Consider the following 18,947-nt stretch of genomic DNA (forward strand, 5'->3'; position numbering starts at 1 on the left):
AGGGGAAGAGAACGATGGGTGTAGAGCTAACAGCGTTACATTGGATTTACGTCTCGTTTATTTGTGTTATTATCGCGTTGATGGTTTGGCGTAAAGATACATCATTAGTTTGTATGATGGGTATCTTTTTGTTAGCGGTTACAGCAACAGGATCGTTGCCGCTTTCTATTAGCACCATTTTTAAAAGTTTTATTTATGCCATAACTGAACTTCTTCCGACTATTCTTGTTATATCTATTATCGTATCGATGAGTAAACTTCTTACAGGCACAGGAGTGAATGAAGTAATGATCGCGCCGTTTGCAAAATTGATTCGTACACCTTCGTTAGCTTATTGGACGATTGGAATATTAATGATGATAATTTCTTGGTTTTTTTGGCCGTCGCCTGCAGTGGCGCTACTCGGAGCGGTATTGTTGCCGGTTGCTGTGCGTGTAGGCCTCCCGGCACTAGGGGTGGCAATGGCGATGAATTTGTTTGGTCACGGTATTGCACTATCAGGTGATTTCGTTATTCAAGGGGCACCGAAACTAACGGCGGATGCAGCAGGTATTCCGGTGTCTGAAGTTATTTCAGCAAGTGTCCCGCTCGTCTTCATTATGGGAATCGTCACGGTAACAACGGCATTTTTCTTGCTGCGCCGTGACATGAAGAGGGGAAATATTCAACAAGGTGAAGTCGTTGCCATTCAAGAAAATGAAGTGCAATCCCATCTATTAACGAAGCGGATGAAAGTCGCATTCGCGCTTCTCATCCCTATGCTGTTCGGATTGGACGTTGTTGCAATGTATTATTTTCAATTGCAAGGGGGAGATGCAACTGCATTAATTGGAGGAACAGCAATTTTTATTTTATCTCTTCTTTCAGTTACAGCATATAAGAAGAAGAGTTTAGAACAAATTACAGATTTATTGATTCAAGGATTTCAATTTGGTTTTAAAGTGTTCGGTCCAGTCATTCCAATTGCTGCTTTCTTTTATTTAGGGGATTCAGGATTTCAGACGATTGTGGGAGATTTTTTACCAAAACAATCGCATGGCATTGTGAATGACTTAGGTGTGGCTTTATCGAGTGTCGTTCCATTAAGTAAAGAAGTAGGAGCTGTTACACTAGTGGGAGTAGGTGCAATTACAGGTTTGGACGGTTCAGGATTTTCAGGTATTTCCCTTGTCGGCTCCATTGCAAAATTGTTTGCAACAGCAATTGGAACGGGAATTGCCACATTGACAGCGCTTGGTCAAATCGCAGCAATTTGGGTTGGGGGAGGAACATTAGTGCCTTGGGCGCTCATTCCAGCCGCTGCAATTTGCGGTGTCAGCCCATTTGAATTGGCGAGACGAAATATTGTGCCAGTTATTATCGGGCTAACTGTAACAACAATTGTTGCGATGTTTCTTATTTAGTTACAGAGAGTGTCTCCAACGAGGCACTCTTTTTTTGTGTAATGAAAATTAACATGATAATAAAAAAATTTCAAAAAACTGTTGCATTTCTTTTTATTTATGTAATATATTATAACCATAAATGTTATAAAAAATGACATGGAGGAGAGATGAGAATGAATGAGGTACAGTTGAGTTTGGCAATTGATTCACTTTGGGTGATGTTAGGGGCGATTTTAGTTATTGGAATGCAAGTCGGATTTGCTTTGTTAGAAGCGGGATCGACGCGAATGAAAAACGCTGGTCATGTCGCTGGAAAGCAAATATTAAGTTTTGCGATCGCTTCGCTCGCATTTTGGGCGGCAGGCTTTGCGATTACATTCGGAAAAGGAAATGGGTTGATTGGAACGGAAGGGTGGTTTTTGAAGGAAGGAAAAGAGACGTTTTCTTCTCTTTCGTGGGCGAATGTGCCACTTGAACTGAAATTTTTATTTCAACTCGCTTTTGTTGGTGTCTCTTTAGCAATTGCATGGGGAGGATTCGCCGAGCGAGCGAAACTATCTGTTTACTTTATTTTCGGAGCCATTTTTACTGTTGCCATTTACCCTGTTATCGGCCATTGGGTATGGGGTGGTGGATGGCTCGGTGAAATGGGGATGCAAGACTTTGCGGGTTCCACCGTTGTTCACTTACAAGGAGCAATTGCTGCATTAATCGCAACGATGTTATTAGGTCCACGCATCGGTAAGTTTAACAAAGACGGTACACCTAACTTCATTCCAGGACATAACCAAGTATATACCGTTATCGGTGGGTTTGTTTTATGGGTCGGTTGGTTTGGCTTTAACGCAGGAAGTACGATGGGAACAGCAGACGGATTTTTTGGCTATGTTGCATTAACGACAAATATTGCTGCTGCAGCTGGAGCGATCGCCTCCATTTTGACAGCGAAATGGCTTGTTGGCAAGGCAGATATCCCGGCCATGGTAAACGGTGTATTAGCCGCACTTGTTGCCATCACAGCTGCATGTGCATTCGTTGAACCGTGGGCGGCAGCTGTGATCGGGGCAGTAGCAGGATCATTTACATTTTGGACGTCCGTATATTTTGAACGAAAAGGAATTGACGACCCGATTTACGCATTCTCTGTTCATGGTATCGCCGGAATTGTCGGTACGATTTCGACTGGCTTTTTCGCATCCCCGCGCCTCGTTGAAATAACGGGAATCGGAAAAGCAGGGCTGTTTTATGGCGGGGGATTCGATCAGCTTATTGTGCAAACGGTAGGAGTTCTAGGGGCCGCTGTATACGTGGCAGTTGTTTCGTTTATCATCTTGTTCACTTTGAAAAAGACGATTGGTTTACGTGTGACGCCTGAACAAGAAATTTCTGGACTTGATATTAGCGAACATGGTTCGTACGGGTATCCAGAACATTTAGACCCAACCTATCAACAAACAGCGACGTTAACTCGTTCTTAATAAAGATGGTGATGTCATGAATCATTTGGAAACGATTATCGTTCGAGTAGAACAATGCAGTAGTACGACAGAACTAAAGCAACTTCATGATGAAGTTGCTTTCGTTCTCTCTTCTTTCCCCCTCTCTTTTCAGCGCATGCTTGAAATATACGATGCGCTTAGTGCATGCCATGATGTATTAATGAAACAAGCATTATTGCTGGCTGAGCGGGAAGTTGATCGAATGGGAATAGGGAGAAAGCCATCTTCTTTTTGCTGGTTTGTCATGGGAAGTAGCGGACGGAGGGAAGCGACTGTCTGGTCAGATCAAGACAACGGGGTCATTTTTTCTTGTTTAAGTAGCGAAAAAGAGGATTGTTATGCATATATGCGCGAGTATGCCCGCATTGGTGTTCTTTTTTTGAATGAAGTTGGCTATCCGTATTGCACAGGACATGTGATGGCGACAAATGAGAGATGGCTGAAAGAGAAGGAAGATTGGAACGAGCAAATTCAAAAATATGTACAAAACGAGCATATAGATGATATTCGTTATTTGTCCATGTTAGTTGATATGCGACCAATTCATGGGGAACCATCTTTAGTTGCTCAACTAAAGGAGGCGTTATATAACAAAATGACAACGACGGTTTCTTTACGTAATCGAATCGTTGACAGTATTCATACGCCTCCCGTGCCCATTGGCCCTTTTCGTCGCGTGTACGTAGAACGATGGGGGGCACAAAGTGGGATGATTGATATAAAACAAGGAGGATATGTTCAACTAAGCCATATACTGAAGTGGATCGCTGTTCGAAAACAATTTATTCATTCGATGTCTACGTTTGAGCGATTAGCGTGTTGGTATACTAAAAACGGTTGTTCAAAACAGTTATTTGAACGTATAGACGAGGCGTTTCGAACGTTTTTATATTTTCGTTTACGCTGTTCGCTTGAAGGAGAACATAATTATATATTGATGCAGCATTTATCAAAAGAAGAGCGAAAGCAATTAAAAAAAGCGATGGTTGTAGCCAAAAAGGTGCAGCGCGATGCAAGAAAGTGGGTGTAAGCGATGGAGCGTCCGTTTCAATGGATCAATCGTCTGTTGTCGCTTGGGCTTCGACATGATCAAGCAACAGCAGTCGGTTCAGCTTTTCAACAAGAGGTATGGATTCGAAAAACGATGCGCGAAGCGAGAAAGCATACGTATTCGCTCGACACCCCACTTTCTGATGTTATATTTATTTTGTTAGATACAGAGACGACAGGATTTTCCCCGCAAAGAGGAGACGAAATTTTTTCATTGGCCGCTTTAAAAACAAAAAAAGGGGAAGCGTTAGATTTGTATTGTTCCCACTTTCGCCCGAAAAGACGCATCCCAGAACAAGTTGTTATACTTACTGGCATTACGAATGAAGATGTGGCCGATGCCCCGTCGCTACAACAAGAGATGCATCGTATTCTTCCTTTTTTGAATCGCAGTATTTTGCTCGGTTATCATATTCAGCATGATATTGCATTTTTGAATGAATTTTTATCACGAAATTATCGTACATCTCTACAACAAACAGCAATCGAAATGAGAAGAATAATGGAATGTATCCATCACGACATATTCCCAACACTTGATGACGCCCTTTCTTTTTACGGTTTGTCCCCTATGAACCGTCACACAGCACTAGGGGATGTAATGAGTTTATTTGAGATTTGGAAGCGTGTTTTTGTCGAATTACAGCAGATGAAAATCGATACATTGCATGACCTGTATGCGCTGCTTAGTCAATGTTCTTAAAAGAATGTTGACTTTTTTTATGAAAAATTATAAAATTTCATTAACTTATATGAACATATATTCATATATTGAAAGAGGGGAATATGATGGATCAACGGTATGAGCCTTTAGATGAAGAAACGCTGTTTATCGTATCTCAAACATTTAAAGCGTTAAGCGACCCGACTCGTATCCGCATTTTACATTTACTTTCATTCGGTGAGTTTTCAGTGACAGAAATTGCGAATCGCTTGTCACTTTTACAATCAACTGTATCCCACCAACTTCGATTTTTAAAAAATTTACGTCTTGTGAAGTACCGAAGGGAAGGAACGACATTATATTATTCGCATGACGATGAGCATGTGTTGCATATTCTCGAGCAGACGATTCGTCATGCGCGTGATCATTAGGAGGGAATAAAGTGAAGGAGTATCAAGTGAAAGGGTTAACGTGTGCAAATTGCGCGCGAGCATTAGAAGAGCAAATTCAGTCACTTCCGTATGGTGAAGGAGCGACGTTAAGCTACACGAGCGGAACATTGCGCATAAATGAGCACGTCGACCTAGAAAACGTACGCGCCATTTTAGCGACGGATGGAGCATATATAGAAGACGACGAACAGTCGTCCAAAAAGCGAAATCCGCTTCTCTATTTCATTAGTACATCTATTGTTCTTTTCATCATAGCTTTGTTGTTTGAACGCTTTAACATAGGTAATGTGACTGTTGTTATTTACATGATTGCAACGGCGCTAAGCGGATATAAAACGTTCATTAAAGGGCTGAAAAATGTCATTCATTTTCGTTTTAATATGGATACGTTAATGACGATTGCGCTCATTGGAGCGTTCGGAATCGGGGAATGGAAAGAAGCGACTGTCGTTGCGATTTTATTTGGCATTAACGAATATTTAGAAGGGCTAGGTATGGAAAGGGCACGCCGTTCGCTTCAGATGCTCTTGCAACAAGCCCCAAAAGAAGCACTCGTCATATTTAACGGACAAATGCGTATCATTTCAGTTGATTCGTTACAAGTTGGAGACGTCGTACTTGTTCGACCTGGCGAAAAAATTCCGTCAGATGGTATAGTTGTTCAAGGGAAAAGTTCTGTCAATGAAGCAGCGATTACAGGTGAATCGATGCCGATTGAAAAAGAAGTAGGGATGAACGTGTACGGTGGAAGTGTAAACAACGAAGGAATGTTGCACGTTCAAATTACAAAACAATATAAAGATAGCTCTTTGTCAAAAATATTGCGTCTCGTACAGGAAGCACAGGAGGCGAAAACGCCGCTGGAATTGTTCATTCATCGTTTTGCCAAATATTATACGCCGTTCATTATGATTGTTTCATTATTAGTCATGACGATTCCACCTTTATGGCTTGGCGTGCCTTGGCATGATTCATTATATCAAGGTTTAGCCGTTTTAATTGTCGGTTGTCCATGTGCGCTTATTTTATCTTCACCTATTGCTTTGTTAGCTGGGATGACGCGCAACGCGAGAAAAGGTGTGCTCGTGAAAGGCGGCGTTCATCTAGAAACGCTCGGTCGTGTACGCACCGTTGCTTTTGACAAAACAGGAACAATTACAAAAGGGAAGCCTCATGTTACGGACGTCATTGCATATATCGATGAACATGAGCTGCTTCATATTGCAGCATCTTTAGAAAGTGTTTCCTCTCATCCGCTGGCTCAAGCGATCATCAAAAAAGCAAAACAAAACGACATTCCATATAAACAACCAGAGCAAATCGAGACGCGAACGGGTAGCGGAGTAGAAGGAAAAGTCGATGGGAAATGGTATCGTATTGGAAACGAGCAAATGGTTGGTGGACGATACGTATCTGAACAAATTGAAAAAGATGCCGAAAAGCTAAAAAACGAAGGACGAACGATCATTTTTGTAGCGGACGAACATCGTATACTCGGTTTATTTGGTGTTGCAGATGAAATACGTGAGGAAAGTAAAGAAGTTATCCAACAACTGCATCGGATCGGTATTCGCCGTACGGTGATATTAACAGGAGATCATGAAAAAGTAGCACGACAAGTGGCTGAACAAGTAGGAGTCACAAATACGTTTGCACAACTGCTTCCTGAGCAAAAAGTAGAGAAAATCAAAGAGCTAATGAAAAACGATATTGTAGCTATGGTAGGAGACGGAATGAATGACGCACCAGCACTTGCCCATGCACATGTTGGCATCGCCATGGGGAAAGGGACAGATAGCGCAATCGAAACAGCTGATGTCGTTCTTATGCAAGATCACCTAGAAAAATTACCAGAGGCGATTACTATTGCTAGAAAGGTGAATCGTACCATTCGACTGAATATTGCAATAGCACTCGGATTGAAAGCAATCGCTTTATTATTGACAATTCCAGGTTGGCTAACGTTATGGATTGCTATTTTATCTGATATGGGAGCAACTATTTTTGTTAGCTTGTTCAGTCTGCTTATTCTATGGGAAAAGCGCACAACTTGATTCAAGTTGTGCGTCTTTTTGTAAAAAAAGGATATTATTCAGAAATATTAGAAACGTTGTTGATTTTTTCTCTATTTTTAGTGAAAATGAAGATAGAACTTTAACAACAAAGAGGATGAATACAATTATGCAAGCAATCGCTGTTATTGCTCCAAATGGAAAACTTTTAGGAGCAGATGAACATTTTTTTCGACATTTTTATCATCAAGTTTTTGATCGCGGGCTACTCGAAAAGCTTATGCAAGAAGTAAAACGTGGCCGCTTGTCTTCGTACGCAATGGTGAAGGGAAAAAATGAACAAAAAGATGTATATGTACAAGCGACGGCCTTGTATAACAAAGAAGAAGTGTTGCAAGCTATTGTCGTTACGTACCAATACGAGCCGTTTACCGATGCACGCCTTGCTTCTTCACTCGCTTTTCTTGCATCAGAATTTACGTTTATTTTGTCAGCGGACGGCGAGATTACGTACGTTTCACCAGCTGCCCAATATGTGTTGAAATGCGACAAAGAGGTTTGTGGACACGAACTATTTTCTTACGTACATCACGACGATGTCCCACTTCTTATGGAAAAGTTACATACAATCTATGCAACAAAAGAGAAAGAGACGACGGTTGAATGTCGATGGCGAACTCGGGAAGGGCATTTTATATGGATTCATATGCATGCACATCCATTGCTAAATGAACATAATGCCATCGAACATGTCGTTGTTGTTGCAAAAGATATTACGAAGTGGAAATGTTGCGAGGAAGCGCTTGAAAAATTAAAAAATTTTGATTCATTAACAGAAATTCCAAACCGCTTTTATTTTGAAACGTATGTACAACATATGATTCAAAAGAAACAACCTTTTGCATTATGTTATATTGATTTTGATAAAATTAAATGGATTAACGACCGTTTTTCGTATCAAGCGGGGGATTTCTTTTTACAAGAGGCTGTTCGTCGCATTCAGCAACATTTGCAGCAAGAAGATTTTTTTGCTCGGATTGGTGGAGATGAGTTTATGATCGTGTTACATGACGCGCATAAAGAAACGATTGTTGCACGCATGGAACATTTACTACAAGCGTTCGTCGAGCCGTTCCGATATAAAGAGCATGTCATTCAATCTAGCCTTTCCGTTGGAGTTACGTTTTTTCCGCAAGATGGTCAAGAGTTAGATGCGTTGTTGAAGCAAGCTGATCAAGCGCTTTGCTATGCGAAAGAACGAGGAAAAGGATATCATTTTTATCATCCGCAACAAAATCGGAAAACGATGATCGAACAAGAGTTGCCGTTAGCGTTGCTAAATAATCAGTTTTATTTATGTTATCAACCGAAAGTGTCGCTAGGTAGCAAAGCGATCATGGGTGTTGAGGCGCTCATGCGTTGGACACATCCAACGCTCGGGGCGATTTCCCCGCTAGAGTTTATTCCGATTGCGGAAAGAAATGGATTTATTTTTGAAATTACGACTTGGGTGTTAAAAGAGGCGTGCCAACAGGTAAAACAATGGCAACATCATTTTCCGACGTTAAAGCTCGCGGTGAATTTATCGCCATTTTTACTAAATCGAAAACAATTTGTGACGCACGTAAAAAATATTTTGCAAGAAACACAGTTTCCACCGACATATTTAATTTTAGAAATAACCGAAAGCGGATTGATGGAAAATATCGAAACAGGAAAGCATATTTTAACACAATTAAAGCAGCTAGGAGTTCAAGTGGCAATTGATGATTTTGGTACCGGCTTTTCATCGCTCGCTTACATTCGCAACTTGCCTGTTTCCCTATTAAAAATTGATCGTTCATTTATTCGGGATATTACAGATAATTCAAAAGATGCGACGATTGTTGATACGATTATTCATTTGGCGAAAAGTTTGGATTTACAAGTGCTCGCTGAAGGGGTAGAGCGTGACGATCAAGTATCATTGTTACAAAAAATGGACTGTGATTTTGCCCAAGGGTTTTACTTTAGTCAGTCGTTAGAAGCAGAAAAGTTGCTTCAATGGCTTGAACAACATAACGAGACGAAAGAGGCGCTCCATTGACGCCTCTTTTCACTTTTTGTTCACATATATTTTCTTTTTTCTTCACAATTTTACATTAATGTGGACGTATAAACGATGAAAACAAGGAATGAATGAACATGCACCGTTTATGTTTTGTAGTTATATGTATGTTTACACTTTTGTCTGCCAAAACAGTATATGGAGAGGAAATAGTAGTGCATAAACATTTGCAGCAAGCGATTGATGGGGCAAATGATGGCGATGTACTAATCATAAAGCAAGGCGTATACAAAGGACCGATTACTATTGATAAGTCGATCCGCTTCATCGCTGAGCCGGGAGTAGTGATTGACGGAGAGGGGAGTGAATACGTCGTTGTCATTCGTGCTTCTCATGTTCATGTAGAAGGAATGACGATTCGTCAAAGTGGATACGGAAAAGGAGCGGGTGTGTTCATTAAAGAAAGCTCGCATGTCACGTTGAAAAATGTTCGTATTGAAGACACCCATTACGGTGTTTATGTAGAGAGCGGAATGCACATCAACATTGTAAATAATGTTATTCAAGGTCGTGATGTTCACTTTGCTCAACGCGGGAACGGTATTCACCTGTTGAAGACAAAGCATGTCGCTATACGCGATAATCATATTTCACGTGTGCAAGACGGCATTTATTTAGATTGGGCTAAGCAAACAGTGATGAAGAAAAATGAAATAATAGCTTCTCGTTATGCTATCCATTTGATGTATACCGAAGGCGGAATAGCGAAAGAAAATGTAATGACCGAAAATATTAATGGGATTATGATGATGATGTCAAAGCAGTTTACAATTGAGCGCAACACGATTGCTAAACAACTCGACTATCGCGGATATGGAGTGCTCATTTATGATAGTGAACATGTCGTGATGCACAATAATACGTTGCGTCATAATAATACAGCTTTATCGTTACAAAATGCACGCCAATGTGAAATAAGGGCTAATGAATTTATAAATAACTATCGAGCGCTACATAGCTTATATGAAAATAAAGATGCCATCGTTGTAGAAAATCAATTTTTAGGAAATATGGAAGATGCCCTTATTCAAGGTGCACCTATCGTATTTGATGATGGGGAAAAGGGGAACTATTGGGATACGTATCGGTTTTACGATTGGAACGACGACGGTATTGGAGATGCCCCTCATCGTATTCGTTCCATGTATAGCCGATTATTACAACGATGGCCAAGTGTGCAATTTTATTTTCAAAGTCCTGCGTTAGCGCTTCTCGATACAACGGAGTCCTTTTTTGCGCAAGCACAAGCACAAGGCGAAGATCGATTTCCGTTAATGGATATTCCTGATAGGCAAAACGAACGAAAAAAATGGTCATGGAAACTGTCGTTGTTTGGAAGCATCTTATTGCTAAGTAGTTTGACTATGCTTGAATATGGGAGGAGAAAAATAAAATGAAAAAAATCGCTAGTCTGTTGTTTTTATGTTTTCTTGTTGCATGCAGTGGAGAGAACGCATACGAACCGAAAGAAATTAATCCGGATATAGATGTGTGCGTCGTTTGTAATATGGGTATAGCGGCAGAGCAATATGCTACAGAAGCGATTTTAAAAGATGGAACGGTTTATACGTTTGATGATATTGGCTGCATGATGGAATGGATGAATCAACAAAACGATGATGATATAGCTAAGCTATATGTTCGTGATGTAACAAATGGGGAATGGGTTGAGCTTGAACAAGCCGTTTACGTGTACAATGCAACTTATTGGACACCGATGAGCTATGGCGTCGTTTCATTTGCAAATGAACAAAATGCAAAAGCGTATATGGAGCAAGAAGGACAAGGGCAGTTGTGGACGTATGAACAACTAAAACAACATCGGTGGGGATTTGAACAATGAATACAGCAATGAAATATCAATGGATGGTGATGATTCGTAGCAAATGGCTCGTAAGTTTTGCTGTGCTATTTGCGCTTTTATCATCAGCCGTCATCGCTGGCAGCGGACACGAAGCTACAGGAGGATTTACACGTTCGACGGCTGCATTATTAAACTTGTCTCTTTTACTTGTTCCCCTTGTTTCATTATTAGCAGGCAGTTTATTTATTGCGGGAGAAAAAGAGGACGGTCGGTTAGCGCTTATCCAAACATATCCGATTTCTATTCGTTCGTTGACGCTTGGGTTATATGTAGGTAGTTGCATATCGTTATGGACTGTGATTGCATTTGGATACGGAAGTGCAAGCATCGTTCTTTTTATGACGGGAGGAACATGGACAACATTTTTTTTCCTTTCATTTGTATTAACAATCATATTAACGAGCATTTTTTTAGCCATTGCTTTATGGATTGGGCTTATTGCCTCTAATCGTTTGCAAGCACTCGGTGTGAGCTTGTTTGTTTGGGCATTTTTCGTTTTGTTTTATGAATTTATCGTATTAGCGTTGTTGTCAGTCGCCCCGAAACAGTGGACAATCTTATTATTTGGGCTATCGATCATATTGAATCCAGTTGAGCTGATGCGTGTTTGGACAGTAGCAGCAATGAAAAGCAGTGCATTGTTCGGACCGCAACTATATGAATGGTCGACATGGGCGGAAAGCACAAGTGGACAATTTACGTTCGCTGTAATCGTGTGTATATGGGTAATTGTTCCATTACTTTTCATGAACGTATGGATGAAACGAGGGAAACACCATGCTTGAAGTGAAACAGTTGACGAAAATATATAACGAGCAAAATAAAGTAGAAAATATTTCTTTTTCTATTCAACCAGGACAATGTCTAGCGTTATGCGGTGGCAACGGTGCAGGAAAAAGCACGATTATTAAAATGTTGATCGGACAGCTTCCTAAAACGAGAGGTCATATATTTGTTAACGGGAAGCCCGTTCAAAATGATGACAAACGATGGTTTTCTTTCATGCCCGATCATCTGCAGTTTCCCCCGCTTTTAACTGGCTATGAAGTATTATCTCTATTCGGCCGATGGCAAGGAGCAACTGTCGAGCGTGTGAAACAATGTTTAGAGCTTGTTGGGTTAACGAATGACCAGCATAAACAAGTAAAGACGTATTCAAAAGGAATGCAACAGCGCCTTGCTTTTGCGCAAGCGCTTTTAGCTGATGCTCCACTCCTTATTTTAGATGAACCGACGAACGGCTTAGATCCGTACTGGGTATGGGAATTTAAACGATTGATTCAAGCCGAAAAAGAAAAGGGAAAAGCGATCATCTTTTCGACACATATGCTGTCAATTGTAGAAGAAATTGCAGATACTGTTGCCTTTATTCATCAAGGTCAGATGCTTATATATGAGTCTGTTTCTAAGCTTTGTCAACATGAAAAATCGTTGGAGTCTATATTTTTTGCGCAAATTTCACAACGTATGACATAATGAAAAGTAAGCAATCGTTGCTTGCTTTTTTTTCGTTTATTCGAAGGAGGGGCTTAGATGTTAACATTGTATGTCATTCGTCACGGGGAGACAGAGTGGAATGCACAACAACGAATGCAAGGATGGAAAGATTCTCCCTTAACGGAAACAGGGAAAAGACATGCGTCGCTTTTACATCACCGGTTGTGCGCGATTCCGTTTGTAGCGGCATATTGTAGTCCGAGTGATCGGACAAAAGAAACAGCACAAATTGTTTTAGGGCAACGTGATATCCCATTATATTTTGATGAGCGATTGCGCGAAATTCATTTAGGATGGTGGGAAGGAAAAACGATTGCAGAAATTGCTCAAACGGACGAGCGAAATCATTATCACTTTTATCATGAACCAAACGCATACCATCCGAGCGTCGGCGAAACGTTTCTAGATGTACAGCAACGCGCTGTTGCCGCTATTCATCATATTGCAGAAAACCATCGGGAAGGCCATATTCTCGTTGTTACGCACGGCATGGTCATTCGTACGCTTCTCGTCTATTGGAAACAGCAAACGATCGCCCAGCTATGGGAAAATAGCCGCGTATATGGAACGAGCGTTACAATTGTTTCGTTTGACGGAAAGGGTTGGAAGATTGAAAGTGAATCGGATATCTCACATCTTGAAGGCGAGACGATGCGCTCATGAAGAAATGGATGATTGTTGTTGTTACAATGTTCTTTATCGGTGGTTGCACGCAACAAAATAAAGGAACAACTTTTGTTGCGACAGTACAACATGTCGTTGACGGAGATACAGTAAAAATAAGAAAAGATGGCGAATTAGTAACAGTCCGTCTATTAAATATTGATACACCGGAAACGTATCGTGAAAAACAAGCATACGGTGAGGAGGCAAAACAATTTGCTAAAGACGTTCTTCTTCATCAACGAGTGATTGTTGAATTGAGCGAGAAGCCCTCTCCGTACGATCGTTACGGTCGACTGCTTGCGTACATATGGATAGATGAACAAACATTGTATCAAGAATTAATTGTAAAAGAAGGGCTTGCGCGTGTAGCTTATGTATTTGAACCTGATACGAAATATGTGGAGCGATTGTATCGTGCGCAAGAGCAAGCGAAAAAAGCGAAAAAACGAATATGGAGCGTTGATGGCTACGTAACGGAAAAAGGGTTTAATATGAGCGTGTGGTTGGATGAAGCTTCGTGAATATAAAGAGAGGGCTGGAGAGGTCAGCCCTTTTAGTGTGCTAACATAGCTTGCATATCCTCTTCGACATCGCCAATCAGTTTAAGACCGAACATTTCTTGCAATACGTGCAATACACCTTCAGAAACGAAATGGGGTGCTTTTGGTCCAATTCGAATATCTTGAATACCTAAACTAAACAATCCGAGCAAAATAGCAACCGCTTTTTGTTCGAACCATGAGAGGACGATGCTAACAGGCAATTCGTTCACTTCACATTCAAACGCCTCCGCAAGCGCCATCGCAATTTTCACTGTTGAAATCGAGTTGTTGCATTGTCCTAAGTCAATGTACCGTGGAATGTTTGTGCCAGGAACAACACCATAATCGACATCGTTAAAGCGAAACTTTCCGCAAGACGTTGTTAAGATAACAGTGTTGTCTGGCAAAGATGTCGCTAGGGAGCGATAATATTCACCACCTTTCCCAGGAGCGTCACAGCCTGCGATCACGAAAAAGCGCTGAATTTTTCCTTCTTTTACAGCTTGAATAATCTCCGGTGCGATTTGAATAACTGTTTCATGATGGAAGCCAGTAACTAACGTTTCGTCTGATTCGATATTCGCTTCTGGAAGTTGTAGCGCCTTCTCAATGAGTGGTGTAAAATCATCGTTTTCAATTTTTTGTACATGTTCTAATCCTGCTACATCATATGAAAACATGCGATCAGCGTATGAACCTTTAATCGGCATGACGCAGTTTGTTGTTGCTAAAATGGCACCAGGGAATTTTTCGAATAGGCGACGTTGGTCGTACCATGCTTTTCCGACGTTCCCTTTTAAATGTTTATATTTTTTTAATTGCGGATAACCGTGTGCTGGTAGCATTTCGGAATGCGTGTAAATGTTAATCCCTTTTCCTTCTGTTTGCTTCAATAATTGTTCAAGTGCAAATAAGTTATGTCCCGTAACGAGAATACATTTTCCTTCGATTTTATTTTGGGATACACGAACAGGTTGAGGAATGCCAAGTCTTTCTGTATGTGCCCGGTCGAGCAGTTCCATCACACGAATCGCAGCTTTTCCGACTTTCATTGCCATGTCTAAATGTTCTTGTACGTTAAAATTAGAGTTTGTTAACGTCATATATAACGCTTCATGTGTCGTTGTATCCACAAATGGATCAGTGTATCCGAGTTGGTGAGCATGTGTGCGATAGGCAGCAATTCCTTTCAGTGCAAATACGATTGTATCTTGTAAGCTTGCAATCGTTTCATCTTTTCCGCAGACGCCGACAACCGTGCATCCCCCTGTTGGTGTTTGTTCGCATTGATGACAAAACATGAAAACCCCTCCTTTTCTTATTAACACTTTAACAATAGGGAAAAATAACAACGGCGTAAGTGATATGTATCACACCTTTATGCAAAAATGTGAACGAAAATTGACAATGCTTTATATTGAATGACGAGGAAAAATGTATTAAAATAAAGAAAACTGAATGAACGAAACTACTAGGGGTGCCGGATGGCGATGGCTGAGAGGAAAACGCGCAATCAGTTTTCCAACCCTTTGAACCTGATCTGGTTTATACCAGCGGAGGGAAGTAGGCTATGTTTTGTAAATACAAACTAGTCGATTCTGTCCGACTAGTTTTTTATTTTTTAAAGGGGGAATGAGTGATGAAAGCTGGACAATGGCTAACGCTCGTCAGGGAACAATCGCCGCTCGTACATAATATGACGAATGTCGTGGTAACCAATTTTGTGGCCAATGGTTTACTTGCTGTTGGGGCGTCTCCTGTCATGGCGTATGCAAAAGAAGAAGTAAGTGATATGGTTCGTTTGGCTCGCGCTCTCGTATTAAACATCGGAACATTAAATGAAACAGACGTAGAAGCTATGATTATTGCTGGAAAGGCAGCGAATGAAGTAAACATTCCAGTCATTTTTGATCCTGTTGGAGCAGGTGCGACGGCATACCGTACAAAAACAGCGCAGCGTATATTACAAGAAGTGAACGTTTCCATTTTGCGCGGAAATGCGTCAGAAATCGCAAGCGTTGCCGGAGAACAAGTGCGTACAAAAGGAGTAGATGCAGGGGACGTTCAAGGCGATGTCGTGCATGTAGCGAAAAAAGCGGCGCGTACATTTCGTTGTACAGTTGTTGTAACTGGAAAAGATGATATTGTGACAGATGGGGAGCGTGTAACGATCGTTTCAAATGGTGATGCAATGTTGACGAAAGTGACAGGGACAGGCTGCTTGTTAAGCGCGGTGTTAGGCGCGTTTGCTAGTGTGGGAGAAAATGTAATCGAGTCATCTGTCGCAGCGCTCGCTTACTACGGGGTAGCAGCCGAAAAAGCAGCAAAACATGCAAAAGCGCCTGGGGCTTTTCAACTTGCCTTTTTAAATGCTTTATATGAGACGACGGCAGAAGAAGTCGATACATATGCGCGAATTCGAGGGGAATGAATGATGAAACATATGTTGTCGCTATATTTTATTATGGGGAGTGGCGATTGTACAAGAGATCCGCTCACTGTGCTTGATGAGGCGATTCAAGGTGGAATTACGATGTTTCAGTTTCGGGAAAAAGGAAAGAAGGCGCTGACAGGGCTTGAAAAATATCGTTTAGCTGAGAAATTGTTTGAACGATGCAAAGATCACAACATTCCGTTCATTGTAAATGATGATGTCGATTTAGCGCTTGCTTTACAAGCAGATGGTGTTCACGTTGGTCAAGATGATGAAGCGGCAGCGCGTGTTCGAGATCGAATAGGGGATAAATATTTAGGAGTGTCTGTTCACAACCTCGCTGAAGTGCAGCAAGCGCTTGCCGCTCACGCTGATTATGTTGGATTAGGTCCTATTTTTCCGACCGTTTCAAAAGATGATGCAAAGCAAGCGTGTGGTTTGGCAATGATTGAACATATTCGCACCTATGAAAAGCACGTTCCGCTCGTTGCTATCGGTGGAATTACAGAACAAACAGCACGGCAAGTCATTGAAGCGGGGGCAGACGGAATTGCTGTCATTTCTGCCATTTGTCGTGCGGAACATATTTGTGAACAAACAAAACGTTTATATGAGACAGTGATGCATGCGAAACGAAGAGGCGACGGGTAATGTCGTCTTTTTTTATGGTGACAACAATCGTATGTAAAACTCGCTTTGTTTTTTGCAGGATTTTATTTATATGCGTCGAAAAAGAACAGCGAACAAATGAGAGAGGGGATGGAGAGAATGGAACATATTATTTTGTCATATGAGGGCCGAGTGGCAACGATTGAATTGAATCGTCCTGATGCATTAAATGCTTTGCATGAGCAAATGTTGCTCGAATTGCTTGAGGCGTTAAAGGAAGTGGAAAACAGCGAAGCGGATATCGTCATCATTCGCGGTCGCGGTAAGGCGTTTAGTGCAGGTGGCGACATTAAAACGATGTTGCAATCAACGAATGAACATTCATTCATAACTGTAATGGACACAATCAAACAAATTGCTATTACATTGCATCAATTACCAAAACTAACGATCAGTTACGTGCATGGGGCCGCAGCCGGATTAGGATTTAGTTTAGCGCTCGCCTGTGACCATGTTATCGCAAATGAGCAAGCCCGTGTTGCCATGAATTTTATTGGAATTGGACTCATCCCAGATGGGGGTGGACATTTCTTTTTAAAACGGAAAATTGGGGATGTAAAATCTAAGCAAGTCATATGGGAAGGGAAAGTGATGGGTGCACAAGAAGCATACGAAATGGGGATCGTTGATGAAATCGGTAATGAGCAAACCGTTCAACAAAAAGTGAATGAATGGTTATCTAAACCGATTCGTGCCATGATTGCGACAAAACAGTTATATGCCCGTTTAAGCGAAGAACAATTGTTAAAGACGTTGCAAATGGAAACGGTGTATCAAGCACATATGCGCAAAACAAAAGATCACGAGGAAGGCATTCGAGCCTTTTTAGAAAAGCGCCGTCCTCATTTTAGCGGGAAATAAAAAATTTGCGAAACTTTCATTTTTGCACTAGCCTTTTTCAATGTATGATGTGTATAAATGAAATAGAGGAAAATTACGTTGAAAAGGGCGGCCAAAAATGAAAGTGGTTATTGTTGATGATTATATGCCGACATTAGAAATGATGGAGGCGATGCTTGAGCATATTGAACATATCTCCATTTATCCGTTCGAACATGCAGATGAAGCGTACGCATTTGTACTTTCACAACATGTAGATGTCATTTTAATGGATATTTGCATGCCGGGAACGAATGGTATTGAATGGTGTCGGCGGTTGAAACAACATGAGCAACTCCAACATGTTCCAGTGTTGATGGTCACGGGATGTGATGATGAACAAAAGCTAGAAGAAGCATTTAAATCGGGGGCGTTTGATTACATTCGTAAGCCGTTCACAATGATCGAACTTGTTGCTCGTGTGCAGTTAGCGTATCGTCAAAAAGAAACGATGGATCAACTGAAAAGAACGAATGAAGCATATATGGAAAGTTATCGTCATATGTGGACGATGCAAAAAAAGATGAATGAAGATTTGCGTGTAGCGCGTCTCGTTCAAGAAGGATTGCTTCCAGAACCAATGAATAATGAAGATGTTCATTTTATCGGTCATTATATTCCGTCATCCCAGTTGTCTGGCGATTTATATTTTTGGCAACAAGTTCGCCCGCATTTATATGCTTTTATCATTATTGATGTCATGGGACACGGTGTGGCTTCAGCCCTTGTTGCCATGTCGATTCGCTCGCTATTACACGGTTTAATGACGAAGGTGACAGATCCGCTTACTGTTGTACATGAATTAAATCGCCACGCATTCCAGTTATTCGGGAAAGAAACGAAATATTACTTTACAGCGTTTTATGGAACCATTGATGTAAAAACAAAAGTCATCGAGTATGTCAATGCAGGACATCCTCCTGCCATATTCATGGACGATCAAAAAACAGTATTGTTAAAAGAAGGAGGCATTCCGATTGGCATCGTTTCAACCCCCCCATATAAAAAGGGGAGCATTCATTTTCAACGCCATGCTTATCTTACGCTTTATACAGATGGACTCATAGAAGTTTTAGGCGAAGATTGTTCCAATCAGCTTATGCATACGATGCGTACCGCTCGCTCGTTTGAACATATGGTAGAGAATATGAAAAAACAAACGCAACATGGCAAAAGAGATGACGACATGACGTTCGTCTCTATTCATATCAAATAAGCGATCTGTTA

General features: G+C 41.1%; 18 protein-coding genes and 1 riboswitch. Of the genes, 17 read left to right on the forward strand and 1 reads right to left on the reverse strand.

The window, feature by feature from the left end; genetic code table 11:
* The first annotated feature begins 14 nt into the window (after window positions 1-14).
* From K1I44_RS10210 to K1I44_RS10270, 13 genes are all read left to right on the forward strand, one after another.
* Complete coding sequence (locus K1I44_RS10210) at window positions 15-1,403, forward strand: hypothetical protein (protein ID WP_219986079.1); 1,389 nt, start codon at window positions 15-17, stop codon at window positions 1,401-1,403.
* A 155-nt stretch (window positions 1,404-1,558) separates the two neighbouring features.
* On the forward strand, window positions 1,559-2,863 hold the full coding sequence (locus K1I44_RS10215; RefSeq protein ID WP_003395999.1) for an ammonium transporter: 1,305 nt from the start codon (window positions 1,559-1,561) through the stop codon (window positions 2,861-2,863).
* 16 nt (window positions 2,864-2,879) lie between these two features.
* Window positions 2,880-3,914: a DUF294 nucleotidyltransferase-like domain-containing protein gene (locus tag K1I44_RS10220; RefSeq protein ID WP_219986081.1), complete on the forward strand. Its 1,035-nt coding sequence runs from the start codon at window positions 2,880-2,882 to the stop codon at window positions 3,912-3,914.
* A gap of 3 nt (window positions 3,915-3,917) precedes the next feature.
* Window positions 3,918-4,637 (forward strand): exonuclease domain-containing protein, encoded by a 720-nt coding sequence (locus K1I44_RS10225; RefSeq protein WP_219986082.1) that lies wholly within the window; start codon window positions 3,918-3,920, stop codon window positions 4,635-4,637.
* 86 nt (window positions 4,638-4,723) lie between these two features.
* A complete protein-coding gene (locus tag K1I44_RS10230) occupies window positions 4,724-5,029 on the forward strand; it encodes an ArsR/SmtB family transcription factor (protein WP_219986100.1) in 306 nt (101 codons plus the stop codon).
* Window positions 5,030-5,040: 11 nt separating this feature from the next.
* Window positions 5,041-7,104 carry a heavy metal translocating P-type ATPase gene (locus K1I44_RS10235; RefSeq protein WP_219986084.1) on the forward strand — a complete coding sequence of 688 codons (2,064 nt, stop codon included), beginning with the start codon at window positions 5,041-5,043 and terminating at the stop codon, window positions 7,102-7,104.
* Between the two features lie 115 nt (window positions 7,105-7,219).
* On the forward strand, window positions 7,220-9,148 hold the full coding sequence (locus K1I44_RS10240; RefSeq protein WP_219986086.1) for a bifunctional diguanylate cyclase/phosphodiesterase: 1,929 nt from the start codon (window positions 7,220-7,222) through the stop codon (window positions 9,146-9,148).
* Between the two features lie 176 nt (window positions 9,149-9,324).
* Window positions 9,325-10,566 (forward strand): right-handed parallel beta-helix repeat-containing protein, encoded by a 1,242-nt coding sequence (locus K1I44_RS10245; protein WP_370627992.1) that lies wholly within the window; start codon window positions 9,325-9,327, stop codon window positions 10,564-10,566.
* Window positions 10,563-11,012 carry a nitrous oxide reductase accessory protein NosL gene (locus K1I44_RS10250; protein ID WP_003396012.1) on the forward strand — a complete coding sequence of 150 codons (450 nt, stop codon included), beginning with the start codon at window positions 10,563-10,565 and terminating at the stop codon, window positions 11,010-11,012. The genes K1I44_RS10245 and K1I44_RS10250 overlap by 4 nt, the downstream gene beginning before the upstream one ends.
* Window positions 11,009-11,818 (forward strand): ABC transporter permease, encoded by an 810-nt coding sequence (locus K1I44_RS10255; RefSeq protein ID WP_219986089.1) that lies wholly within the window; start codon window positions 11,009-11,011, stop codon window positions 11,816-11,818. The genes K1I44_RS10250 and K1I44_RS10255 overlap by 4 nt, the downstream gene beginning before the upstream one ends.
* Entirely contained in the window at window positions 11,811-12,509 is a 699-nt protein-coding gene (locus K1I44_RS10260) for an ABC transporter ATP-binding protein (RefSeq protein ID WP_219986090.1), read from the forward strand. The genes K1I44_RS10255 and K1I44_RS10260 overlap by 8 nt, the downstream gene beginning before the upstream one ends.
* Before the next feature lie 57 nt (window positions 12,510-12,566).
* Window positions 12,567-13,193 carry a histidine phosphatase family protein gene (locus K1I44_RS10265; protein ID WP_219986091.1) on the forward strand — a complete coding sequence of 209 codons (627 nt, stop codon included), beginning with the start codon at window positions 12,567-12,569 and terminating at the stop codon, window positions 13,191-13,193.
* Entirely contained in the window at window positions 13,190-13,717 is a 528-nt protein-coding gene (locus K1I44_RS10270) for a thermonuclease family protein (RefSeq protein ID WP_003396023.1), read from the forward strand. The genes K1I44_RS10265 and K1I44_RS10270 overlap by 4 nt, the downstream gene beginning before the upstream one ends.
* A 32-nt stretch (window positions 13,718-13,749) precedes the next feature.
* Here K1I44_RS10270 and hcp read toward each other — a convergent pair whose 3' ends face one another.
* A complete protein-coding gene (gene hcp, locus K1I44_RS10275) occupies window positions 13,750-15,039 on the reverse strand; it encodes a hydroxylamine reductase (RefSeq protein ID WP_003396025.1) in 1,290 nt (429 codons plus the stop codon).
* Window positions 15,040-15,201: 162 nt separating this feature from the next.
* Window positions 15,202-15,317, forward strand: a riboswitch (TPP riboswitch).
* A gap of 60 nt (window positions 15,318-15,377) precedes the next feature.
* Here hcp and thiM point away from each other — a divergent pair.
* The 4 genes from thiM (at window position 15,378) to K1I44_RS10295 (ending at window position 18,936) form a co-directional block, all read left to right on the forward strand.
* Window positions 15,378-16,169 (forward strand): hydroxyethylthiazole kinase, encoded by a 792-nt coding sequence (thiM, locus tag K1I44_RS10280; RefSeq protein WP_091702548.1) that lies wholly within the window; start codon window positions 15,378-15,380, stop codon window positions 16,167-16,169.
* Window positions 16,170-16,823, forward strand: a complete 654-nt coding sequence (gene thiE, locus K1I44_RS10285) for a thiamine phosphate synthase (RefSeq protein ID WP_219986092.1) — start codon at window positions 16,170-16,172, stop codon at window positions 16,821-16,823.
* A gap of 117 nt (window positions 16,824-16,940) precedes the next feature.
* Window positions 16,941-17,702, forward strand: coding sequence for an enoyl-CoA hydratase (locus K1I44_RS10290; protein ID WP_003396031.1), 762 nt, complete (start codon window positions 16,941-16,943; stop codon window positions 17,700-17,702).
* 97 nt (window positions 17,703-17,799) lie between these two features.
* Entirely contained in the window at window positions 17,800-18,936 is a 1,137-nt protein-coding gene (locus K1I44_RS10295) for a fused response regulator/phosphatase (RefSeq protein ID WP_219986093.1), read from the forward strand.
* The last annotated feature ends 11 nt before the right edge of the window (window positions 18,937-18,947 follow it).

The sequence above is a fragment of the Anoxybacillus sp. ST4 genome (assembly GCF_019448545.1).
Lineage (GTDB): Bacteria > Bacillota > Bacilli > Bacillales > Anoxybacillaceae > Anoxybacillus > Anoxybacillus pushchinoensis.

Excerpts from the sequence above, each read along its gene's own strand:
- K1I44_RS10210 (WP_219986079.1), top strand. The coding sequence starts at position 15 with ATGGGTGTAGAGCTAACAGCGTTACATTGGATTTACGTCTCGTTTATT.
- K1I44_RS10215 (WP_003395999.1), top strand. The coding sequence starts at position 1,559 with ATGAATGAGGTACAGTTGAGTTTGGCAATTGATTCACTTTGGGTGATG.
- K1I44_RS10220 (WP_219986081.1), top strand. The coding sequence starts at position 2,880 with ATGAATCATTTGGAAACGATTATCGTTCGAGTAGAACAATGCAGTAGT.
- K1I44_RS10225 (WP_219986082.1), top strand. The coding sequence starts at position 3,918 with ATGGAGCGTCCGTTTCAATGGATCAATCGTCTGTTGTCGCTTGGGCTT.
- K1I44_RS10230 (WP_219986100.1), top strand. The coding sequence starts at position 4,724 with ATGGATCAACGGTATGAGCCTTTAGATGAAGAAACGCTGTTTATCGTA.
- K1I44_RS10240 (WP_219986086.1), top strand. The coding sequence starts at position 7,220 with ATGAATACAATTATGCAAGCAATCGCTGTTATTGCTCCAAATGGAAAA.
- K1I44_RS10250 (WP_003396012.1), top strand. The coding sequence starts at position 10,563 with ATGAAAAAAATCGCTAGTCTGTTGTTTTTATGTTTTCTTGTTGCATGC.
- K1I44_RS10255 (WP_219986089.1), top strand. The coding sequence starts at position 11,009 with ATGAATACAGCAATGAAATATCAATGGATGGTGATGATTCGTAGCAAA.
- K1I44_RS10260 (WP_219986090.1), top strand. The coding sequence starts at position 11,811 with ATGCTTGAAGTGAAACAGTTGACGAAAATATATAACGAGCAAAATAAA.
- K1I44_RS10265 (WP_219986091.1), top strand. The coding sequence starts at position 12,567 with ATGTTAACATTGTATGTCATTCGTCACGGGGAGACAGAGTGGAATGCA.
- K1I44_RS10270 (WP_003396023.1), top strand. The coding sequence starts at position 13,190 with ATGAAGAAATGGATGATTGTTGTTGTTACAATGTTCTTTATCGGTGGT.
- hcp (WP_003396025.1), bottom strand. The coding sequence starts at position 15,039 with ATGTTTTGTCATCAATGCGAACAAACACCAACAGGGGGATGCACGGTT.
- thiM (WP_091702548.1), top strand. The coding sequence starts at position 15,378 with ATGAAAGCTGGACAATGGCTAACGCTCGTCAGGGAACAATCGCCGCTC.
- thiE (WP_219986092.1), top strand. The coding sequence starts at position 16,170 with ATGATGAAACATATGTTGTCGCTATATTTTATTATGGGGAGTGGCGAT.
- K1I44_RS10290 (WP_003396031.1), top strand. The coding sequence starts at position 16,941 with ATGGAACATATTATTTTGTCATATGAGGGCCGAGTGGCAACGATTGAA.
- K1I44_RS10295 (WP_219986093.1), top strand. The coding sequence starts at position 17,800 with ATGAAAGTGGTTATTGTTGATGATTATATGCCGACATTAGAAATGATG.